General features: G+C 44.5%; 6 protein-coding genes. All 6 read left to right on the top strand.

Annotated elements, in window-relative coordinates; genetic code table 11:
* The first annotated feature begins 834 nt into the window (after nucleotides 1-834).
* Nucleotides 835-1,935 (top strand): anthranilate phosphoribosyltransferase, encoded by a 1,101-nt coding sequence (gene trpD, locus H6H03_RS31855; RefSeq protein ID WP_190959042.1) that lies wholly within the window; start codon nucleotides 835-837, stop codon nucleotides 1,933-1,935.
* Between the two features lie 51 nt (nucleotides 1,936-1,986).
* The gene (locus H6H03_RS31850; protein WP_190959041.1) at nucleotides 1,987-3,537 is read left to right on the top strand and encodes a flavin monoamine oxidase family protein; all 1,551 of its coding nucleotides are present in this window, start codon (nucleotides 1,987-1,989) and stop codon (nucleotides 3,535-3,537) included.
* Nucleotides 3,538-3,907: 370 nt separating this feature from the next.
* Entirely contained in the window at nucleotides 3,908-7,249 is a 3,342-nt protein-coding gene (locus tag H6H03_RS31845; protein ID WP_190959040.1) for a ferritin-like domain-containing protein, read from the top strand.
* A gap of 100 nt (nucleotides 7,250-7,349) precedes the next feature.
* On the top strand, nucleotides 7,350-7,862 hold the full coding sequence (locus H6H03_RS31840; protein WP_190959039.1) for a hypothetical protein: 513 nt from the start codon (nucleotides 7,350-7,352) through the stop codon (nucleotides 7,860-7,862).
* A 133-nt stretch (nucleotides 7,863-7,995) separates the two neighbouring features.
* The gene (locus tag H6H03_RS40705) at nucleotides 7,996-8,973 is read left to right on the top strand and encodes an aromatic ring-hydroxylating dioxygenase subunit alpha (RefSeq protein ID WP_190959038.1); all 978 of its coding nucleotides are present in this window, start codon (nucleotides 7,996-7,998) and stop codon (nucleotides 8,971-8,973) included.
* A 69-nt stretch (nucleotides 8,974-9,042) separates the two neighbouring features.
* Nucleotides 9,043-9,861, top strand: coding sequence for a class I SAM-dependent methyltransferase (locus H6H03_RS31830; protein WP_190959037.1), 819 nt, complete (start codon nucleotides 9,043-9,045; stop codon nucleotides 9,859-9,861).
* Nucleotides 9,862-10,063: the final 202 nt, after the last annotated feature.

The following is a 10,063-nucleotide window of genomic DNA, read 5'->3' as shown; positions in this document are numbered from 1 at the left end:
AATACAAATAAAGTTTGTGTGGATTGGCGTTTTCGTACAGAAGACGCTAGAGTTAAGCTTTCAAAAATTTACCCAACCCAGCAAAATTAATGCGATAGACCACTAGTAGTCTATCGCATTAATTTTGCTAGGTAAACTCATTTTCGATTTCTCTTCTTTTCTTCTTCCTTAGCGTTCTTTGCGTCCTTTGCGGTTCGTTATTTTACCCCTCATAATTAATGCGACGAACCACTAGCTTTGAGAAGGCAGCTATGCGGAGGGCGAAGGTTTTATTAAGAAGGGGATTCAAACCCCTCCAAAATTCGAGTGACCAAATTAAAGATTTGGTCGGGGTTTTAAAACCTTGCTCATTTTGGTCACGCTTCTAGGTCAGAAGTCAGAATTCCATAAAAGCCTTCTGCCTTTCTTCGATAATTTCACACTCTGCATATTTACATCACTTGCATACGATTTGTGTGTCATTCTTTTGGCCACTATTCTATTGCTTTAAAAGCAATTTTCATTTCTAGCGATCGCCTGATACAATTTCAGGAAATGGCTGATACAAATGATTGGTCTTTAATTCTTCCCAACTGCTCCCTATTTGTATTAATCTTCAAGTGAAATCGTATTACTTTGCTCTGTTTACATTTCTTTAGAGACAGCCTCTTAAAAAAAAACTGTAATCTGCATAAATCTCTGAACTACAACCGATAAGTTAACCAAGTTTGCAATTAGGGACACCTATTGCATACTTTGATAGCTGCAACACCAAGATGAATTTGATTGTTGCAAATTTAGGTAGTTTTTTAGCTTAACTAGTTTTTCTGAAAAAAGCTGCATGTATCGAAATTTATGGTTAAAACAGCTGTTTTAATTGAAGAGATTTCCCCAAGTTACAAATGTCCTGATTGTTGTGCGTTATTGCAGCAATTGTTAGATGGTCAATCGCTTACAGTTTCTCAAGCTGGGGATTTAATGTACGGTTGGCTAACAGAAGCTATTCCTCCTGTGTTGTCAGGTGCAATTTTAGCCGCAATTCAATCTAAGGGAGTGTCAACTGAAGAATTATTGGGTATGGTCAAGGTTCTATACTCCCAGTCATTAAAAGCTACTTTGCGCGATCGCGTTGTTGGTACATCACCACTAGTTGATACTTGTGGTACTGGTGGAGATGGAGCATCAACATTTAATATTTCCACAGCTGTTGCCTTCGTAACGGCCGCAGCTGGAGTTAAAGTTGCAAAACACGGCAATCGTTCGGCATCCGGTAAAACAGGCTCAGCAGATGTATTAGAGGCTTTGGGTTTAAATCTCAAAGCTAGTAGTAAGAAGACTCAAGAAGCTGTTGAGGCGGTTGGGATAACTTTTCTTTTTGCACCAGATTGGCATCCAGCTTTGAAAGCGATCGCACCACTACGAAAAACCCTCAAAGTGCGAACAGTTTTTAACCTTCTTGGCCCGTTACTCAATCCCTTACAACCAACAGGACAGGTTGTTGGCGTCAATAACCCAGCAATGGTTGAGACTTTTGCTCAGGTTCTACATCAACTTGGAACTCGGCGAGTAATTACACTATACGGACGAGAAAAATTAGACGAAGCAGGTTTGGGAGATAAAACTGACTTAGCAGTAATATCCAACCAACAAATGCACCTATTGACAATCGATCCCCAAGATTTAGGTCTTAACCCAACCCCCATCAGTGAACTCAGAGGTGGGGATGTCCGAGAAAATGCCGAGATCCTCAAAGCAGTCTTACTTGGTAAAGGTACTCCAGCTCAGCAAGATGTAGTGGCTTTAAATACAGCTTTAGCTTTGTATGTAAGTGAGTCATTACCTGAAAATAGTAATTATTTTGATACGCTCACTAAAGCTATCATTTTGGCCAAAGACATTCTCAAAAGTGGTATTGCTTGGGAAAAATTGGAACAACTCGCTCAGTTCCTTCAGTAATAACACGTTTAGTGTTGGTATTTTTAAATAGTAATTTGCAGGACTTAGAAAATGGACACCAAGACAATACTTCATCTGTGTAAAATCGCAAATTCCCAAGAAAGCAAGCGCATAACCATTCTAGGGGCTGGCATTGCAGGTTTGGTAGCAGCTTATGAGCTTGAGCGCTTAGGTCACACAGTCGAGATTATAGAAGGCAGTTCGCGCATTGGGGGTAGAATCTGGACTCACCGCTTTGGAGACGATCCGAAGGCTCCTTATGCAGAACTCGGAGCTATGCGTATTCCCAGCGAACATAAGCACGTCCTACACTACATACACGAGATGGGACTGGATAAAAAACTGCGTAAGTTTGTCACAGTATTCGAGGAGCAAAATGCTTTGATGAATATCCAAGGAAACATCTTCCGTATGAAGGATGGGCCTCGGATATCCCAGCAACACTATCAAGGAATTTTTCTAGATACTCGCTACAGTGAGAAAACTCGGCTATTTGGAGCCTGGCTAAAAACTATTGTCAATACCATATCTCCTGGAAATTTGCGCGAAAGTCTAGATCGAGACTTGAACTCGCACTTAATGGATGAACTAGAAAGGTTGGATTTGGAGCCTTTTTTCAGTGAAGATGGCGAAAGCATTGATTTTCATGGATTCATCAAAGCCAACCCAGGTTTTCGAGCTAGGTGTAGCAAGGCACTTGATATGTTCTTCAGCGACATCCTCGTTGAAACTAGCCACGATTTATTGCAACTTGAAGGAGGTATGGATCAGCTCATCCACTCTTTAGCAGCCGCAATCAAGGCTCCGATTAAGTGCAACCACAAGGTAGTAGGTTTGCATGTGCAGGAAGATGGGGTTGAAGTGTCTTGGTTAAAAGATAAACAACTGCATACACGTCATTGCGATTATGTCTTATGTACAATCCCGTTCTCAATCCTACGCAAAATGGATTTGAGGGGGTTTGACAAAGATAAACTCACTTCAATTGACAACACTATTTACTGCCCAGCTACCAAAGTTGCTTTTCACTGCGCCCAACCCTTTTGGGAAAAGCATGGAATTAAAGGCGGGGCATCTTTCAGTGGTGAGGGCATCCGCCAGACATATTACCCTTCAGTGAATACCAACTCCTCTTTAGGTAGTGCTTTATTAGCTAGTTACACCATTGGCGATGATGCCGACCATTTAGGGATGATGTCCGAGCAAGAACGCTATGGCTACGTCAAAAAAGTAGTGAGCCAGATTCACCCTGAAATTGAAGCACCTGGCATGGTTATGGACATGGCTAGCATCGCCTGGGGCAACTACGAATGGAGCGATGGAGGATGCTCTATACCTTGGGGTGACGATGTATCTAGTGAATCCAATCACCATATTCATTATTTAGAAGCTGCTAGACCGCAGAATACACTCTTATTTGCTGGCGAACATTGTTCTAGGTTCCCGGCGTGGATTCAGGGAGCTATTGAGTCAGCACTGGAAGTTGTGTATGAAATTGTCACCCATAAACCATTGAGAGAATCGACGACAACACTACCAATAATGTCTGCAAAGAAGACCAAAACCCCTACAGTTCGAGAAACAAGCAAAACAAGCAGGTAGCTTTGGGTAAAATATTGGGGAATTGAGGGTTGAAATTTAAACGCAAAGGTACGCAAAGGTACGCAAAGGTACGCAGAGAATTCGCTACGAATTAATTGCGAATTGTCTTGAGGCGGGAATTGTGTAAACAAATATAAAGTTACTTGCAGGTTGCATAAATTGTTAGATTACCTCCGATAAGTACGCAAAGGTTTAAATCAAGCCTGGTACGTAGCCTTTAACTCGTTAAGCATGAAAGAAGGCACATCTAAGAGCCTCGCCTGCGTCCTGCTTTGTTAGAAAGTTATTCACTTTCAAAGTGGCATTCTGTAATGCCGACAGGAAAAGCCAGGTCACGCAAATATCGCCATTTCTTTCTCAGGAATCTGCTATGAGCATTTTGGATTTTCCCCGACTCCACTTTCAAGGCTTTGCCCGCACTCACGCCCCTACAGGACACAAAAATGGGCTGGTGGATCTCACTACCAATACAGTGTATATGAATGGCGATCGCTTCGATCCCCACCGTTCTATATCTGAGTACCACGAACACCTCTACCAATTGGGCCCCCGGTTTAACAGTGAAGGTCATTGGGATGAAAATGGCCCCTTCAGTATGGCGATGGGATGGGACTTCGGGGGAAATGGTCATTTTGCAATTGAAGCACAAATTGTCAGCGCTCAAAGAATGCCGGGACAAGTTGACCAGCACGACCCAGCGGTGGGACGCAGCGTCGATATGTGGGGTCATTACAACGAATATCTAGCGACTACCTTCAATCGGGCCCGCATCTTTGACTGCGATCCGGCCTCCAACTGGACTAGCACAATCATGGTAGGTCAACTAACCTTTGGCCGCCTTGGTGGCTCCCACGAAGTCTCAAATATGCTCTCAGCACCTGTGGAGGGCGTGCAGCCAGCGCGTTGGCAGAACTTTAACCACATCCACGAATTGTCTGCACACTGTCTGAACAATGAGTTTGGGCGTGCAGCTGTGCATCAGTTTACCATCTCCAAAGCTGCGACAGATTTATTGTGGGGCGAAGAAGCAACGCTTTCACCAACAGTTTCCTTATTGCGCGAGGCAATGACTAGGGACGATGTGTTGGGGCTAGTGGTGCAGTTCGGCTTGAGCAACATGTCAACACCGCAGCAACCAGACTCGCCTGTGTTCTGGGAACTGCACGGAACCATCGGTTTGTGGTGTGAGGGAGAACTTAGCACCTACCCATATGGCCGACTACTGACTCCCCGCCACTTGCCAGGTAATTCAAAGACACTATCCAATCTTACTGTCCAGGTGACTCCCCAAGGGGCAAGCCTGAATATGGTTACAGCAGTGCCGTGTCTGGGGCGAACGACAAAACCAGGCCCTGGACCAACTCATGCGATCGCTGCTAAGCTTGACCTTGGCGAATTGGAATTGCGTACACTCAAAAGTCTGCGGCTAGTAGCACGAATCCCTAAAAATGCCTATCAGCAAGCAGCACATCAACTTACCAGCGGCATTGTAGACGTACCACTAGCGGCACCCTTTGAAGACCTGGCTGATGAAATTTTACAGCAGGGTTTATGCATCATTGCAATACAGCCTGATGGACAACCACAGATTTTGCTTCAGGAAGAGGAGATTAACCTCCAGATAGATCCAGCCTGCTTGTTCGTGGAATTCCCCGATTGGCAACGGGGCGAAGACTATGCTGTGGAACTGGAGGTGCGGTCTTTTGTGCGGGGGCGTCCTGCGCCAGTTGAGACCGTCTACCTGCAACAGTTCTACAATCCGAAAGCATTGCCTCATCTACGCTACGAATTTGAACGCGACCCCGCTAACGTTGGTCAGGCTTTCCACTTTCCCCACAGTTGGGAACTGGAAATTGTACATTTCAAACCAGGGAAACGGCAAGCAGGCGGCGAATTCAGCCCTACTTGTGTTGTCTCCACAGATGATAAGGGATGCGGGTGGGTAACTTTACGTGGTGCCCAACCTGGAACTACGCGAGTGTTGTTGTCGGCTCGACCCGATGAACGACCTAGCGATCGCAATCAACTAGACGAGGCAATAATCGCCTACGATAACGATGATTTACTCGGCTTTTGGTCTGGTGCCGGTTCCTTTGCTGTGCGAGTGTTGACCAACGATTGGCACTTAGAGGAAATTGAGGATGAGAAAGTAGATTTTCACCTCATTTATGAGCAAATCCTAGCTTACTACGAGTTGGTCTTCTCCTTTATGAAAGCCGAGGTTTTCAGCCTCGCTGACCGTTGCAAGGTAGAAAACTATGCGCGGTTGATGTGGCAAATGTGCGATCCCCGCAACCAAAACAAAACTTACTATATGCCACCAACGCGGGATATGTCCCGACCCAAAGCTATGCTTTTACGTAAATTCTTGGCTAATCAACAGCGAGTTGGTTACATTCCCAATGCAGTACCAGAGCCAAAGCACACCCAGCGCACTATCCAGACCCGCGATGAATTAGTTGTTGCTTTGCGACATGCTGCGGAACTGGAGATAGCAGTCATGCTGCAATACATCTATGCGGCATACTCCATCCCCAACTACGCAACAGGTCAGGAGTACGTGCGTCGGGGTTTGTGGACAACCGAGCAGCTGCACCTAGCTTGTGGTGACGGTAAAGAAGTGCGTGATTACGGTATGCGGGGTGTATTACTGGAGATATCCCGTGAGGAAATGATTCACTTTTTGATGGTGAACAACATCCTCATGGCCATGGGTGAGCCTTTCTATCCAGCGACCCCTAACTTCAGCACCATCAATCGCCGTTTCCCTATTGAAGTAGACTTTGCTCTCGAACCCTTAAATGCTAGCACCCTACAGCGATTCATGCGTTTCGAGTGGCCTGACTTTTTGGAAGAAGACCTCGTTGGCGAACCTGTCTTGAACGATCCCACAGTCGATCGCCTCCACGGTTATGGTTCTTTAAGCGAACTGTACCGTCAAATCCGCTCGGCGCTGGAGACAATTGGGGATTTAATTGTAGTCAAGAAAGGTCGTGTTGGTGGCGAACATCACTTGTTTTTGCGTGAGGATTTTAACAAAGTTCACCCAGATTACCAATTCCAAGTAGACGATGTTAACAGTGCGCTGTTTGCAATTGATTTAATTGTTGAGCAAGGCGAAGGATGCGACTCATCCTCACCTAAGTTTGAAAAATCCCACTTTCAGCAATTCCGACGCATGGCTGAGGCTCTGGTTAAACAGCAGGTTACTGAAGCTGGAACTAGCCGCCAGGTTCCCTGGAATCCAGCATACCCAGCGATGCGGAATCCCACATTGCAGCATCAAGATTACAACACCAATATTGTCACAGTTTCCCAAACTCGCAAGGTGATGGAAATCTTTAATGAGTGTTACTTGTTAATGATGCAGATGATGGTACAACATTTCGGGTTAACGCCCAATGGTAGCCTACGGCGATCGAAGCTGATGAATGCTGCTATTGACGTGATGACAGGTATGATGCGCCCTCTAGGCGAGTTGCTGATGACTATGCCTTCAGGAAAGCGAGGCAAAACCGCAGGCCCATCCTTCGAGGTCGCAACTCCACCCGCGTATATTCCCACACCAGAAATAGCATATCAGGCGATCGCTCGTCGGTTTGAGCTGCTGGGCAATCAAGCTAGGGAATGCGAGGCGATCCACAGCACTGTTTATGAAATGTTCGATTTCTATACGAACTTCTTTGAAGACCTAGCTAAAAATCACGAGTAACTGTTTGACATAAATGTGAGTACACCTACACAAATGCTACTAAAAAATTCCGCCCAAAAAACCAATTTGTTAAAAATTAAATCAAAAAATTGAGACGCTCATGAAAGTTGAAACAGTTGAAATACTTAATGAATTTGACTCGCAACAAATATCAAAGACTCTCTTAAACCAGTATGAAATTGAGGAGTATAGGCGTAGTTTTCTTTGGCATGGGTTCTTTCTATTTTTTCTCGGATGTATAATCCCCTTATTCATTCCTTTGTATACTAATCCACGCGCAGGACTAGCCGCCCATACCATTGGACTTTCGCTGGGAACTTTTTTAATCTGCGTTGGTTTGGCGCTTCCTTATATCCAGCTTTCAAAATTGCTTGCCAAACTGACGTTTTGGTTTCTGCTGTTGAGTTCCTATGTTGGTCTTGGTAGTCAAGTTTTAGGAGCAGCAATTGGCTTAACAAAGACCTTATTGATTACCGCAAAGGGGTTTCCTCAAGGTCCCTTGTGGATAGAGACCAGTGTGGAAATAGCCGTAAAGGTTATTACTAGCTTCGTATTTTTAGCTTGTATTATCATCCTCTTCGGTTTAAGGCGAGTCAAAGTTGAGCAACGTTGAGATCGTCTGAAAAGTTCAGTTAATAAGTGGTCGCTCAACACAAATTTTGCAAAAGCTATTAATCAAGTAGCAGCAAAGCTTTCAAACTTCCATACACCATCAAGAGTTTTGTATTATTAGGAGTTCAATCAAAATGGTAAACGACGTAACTCTCAAAAACGACTGGCATGTAGTAGCGAAATCGGAAGATGTCACACCAGGCAAAGTTCTTAGCGTTCGCTTGTTAGGGGAGGATTTAGTGGTGTGGCGCAGTGGCGACCAAGTTTTAGCTTGGGAAGACCGTTGTCCACACCGGGGAGCCAGCTTTGCACAGGGATGGATTAAGGATGATAACCTTGTTTGCCCTTATCACGGTTTTGCCTTCAACAACTCAGGAAACTGCGTACACGTTCCGGCTCACCCAGATTGGATACCATCAACACGGTCACGGGCTTGTGTGCAGACATTCCACGTTCAAGAGCGCTACGGGTTGGTGTGGGTCTGTTTGGGAACACCACAATATGAATTACCTGCTATTCCAGAGTTGGATGACCCTAGCTACTACAAGTGTTTCTTCGGCCCCATTCACTATCACTCCAGCGCTTTTCGTGCTATAGAAAACTTCCTAGATTTCAACCACATACCCTTTGTCCATGACGGACGTTTGGGCGAATCTAACCATGCAACCATAGATGACTATAAAGTAAAAGTTAATTCCGATGGGATTCACGTTACCGATCTCAGCGTTTGGCAACTTAATCACGAGACTGGACAAGGAGAATACGTCAGTGCCAGTTATGATATTTTCCGCCCTTTGACTGTATGCTTACGTGTACGTAGCAAAGTCGTCGATGAAATTATGACGATGTTCTTCACAGTAACACCTGTGGAGGAGGAAAAGTCCATCGTTTGGAGATGGTCATGTATCAATTATGCTGACAAAGTTCCAGAAGATGTGTTCAGAAACTTGGCACATATAGTTTTCGATCAGGACGTTGCGATCGTCGAGTCTCAACGACCACGGCGTATACCGTTGGACTTGGAAGCTAATTTTCATGTGCCAAGCGATCGCTCTTCCATTACCTACCGCAGATGGCTAAAACAGCAGGGTGTTACTTTTGGCACTGTATAAATTTATAGTCTATATTCCGTTTTAGCTACGCAAAACATTACTCAATAAAACTTTCGGGAGATTTTTCCAATGGATAACCAGCAAGTAAAATCGTGTTTCAATTTGGTTTCGGATAGCTATGATAAACTCGCACTACGTACTGCATCTGTATCTGCTCAGCACTTAGTTGAGTTCGCCAGAATACATACCGGACAAAAGGTTCTTGATGTGGCAACCGGTACGGGAAATGCTGCGATCGCTGCTGCATATGCTGTTGGTGAAAGTGGAGAAGTCATAGCAGTTGACATAGCTGAAAATATGCGTGAAGAAGCACAGCGAAAAGTGTCTGCGGTGGGTCTGACAAACGTTAACATTCGTGAGGGAGATGCATTAGCTTTGCCATTAGGTGACAACAGTTTTGATGTAGTCATCTCTGCTTCAGCCGTCTATTGCTGGCCTGATATACTTACTGGTTTACGAGAATTGCAGCGTGTTACTAAACCTGGTGGACGAGTTGCGTTCTCTAGTTGGGGGGAGATCGGCGACAATTCCGTGGTTGGAGTTTATAAAGCATGTCTGCAAAATTTTGGTATTGCACTTCCACCAGTGATGCCATTGCAACGAGTTGATACTCCTGATAAGTGTCGCCAATTATTACAGGACACGGGTTTAGAGAACATTGAAATATTTACCGAAGAATTGGGCTATTATGTCGAGAGTGTGGAAGAGTGTTGGGATTTTATCTGGTACACTGGCAACCGTATGCACTTAGCACAACTAGAGCCTGAAAAAATAGAGCAGTTTAAGGTTGAATTCCTCAAACAAGTCAAAGTGTTAAAAACAGACAAAGGGATTTGGATGGATAGTCCAGCTATATTTGCACTCGCGCAGAAATCCGTAAATAGTTAAGCTGAACCCCCAATCTTTATTCTCAACATATAGCGATTTTTATTTGAGTAGAATACACCTTTGTGTACCTTCTAGTCTTACCTCCTAGTTTAAAATCACAAGGATTGTATTCTATTTGAGTGAAAACCGCTATATTTTTGACCAACACAACCTTTTTGACTAGTGGTTAAAAATTATTCTCCTTACCAACCTTGCATAATAC

It is taken from the genome of Nostoc paludosum FACHB-159 (genome assembly GCF_014698835.1).
Lineage (GTDB): Bacteria > Cyanobacteriota > Cyanobacteriia > Cyanobacteriales > Nostocaceae > Nostoc > Nostoc paludosum.
Note: the sequence above shows the minus strand (reverse complement) of the source record. Positions and strands in the feature narration are given on the sequence as shown.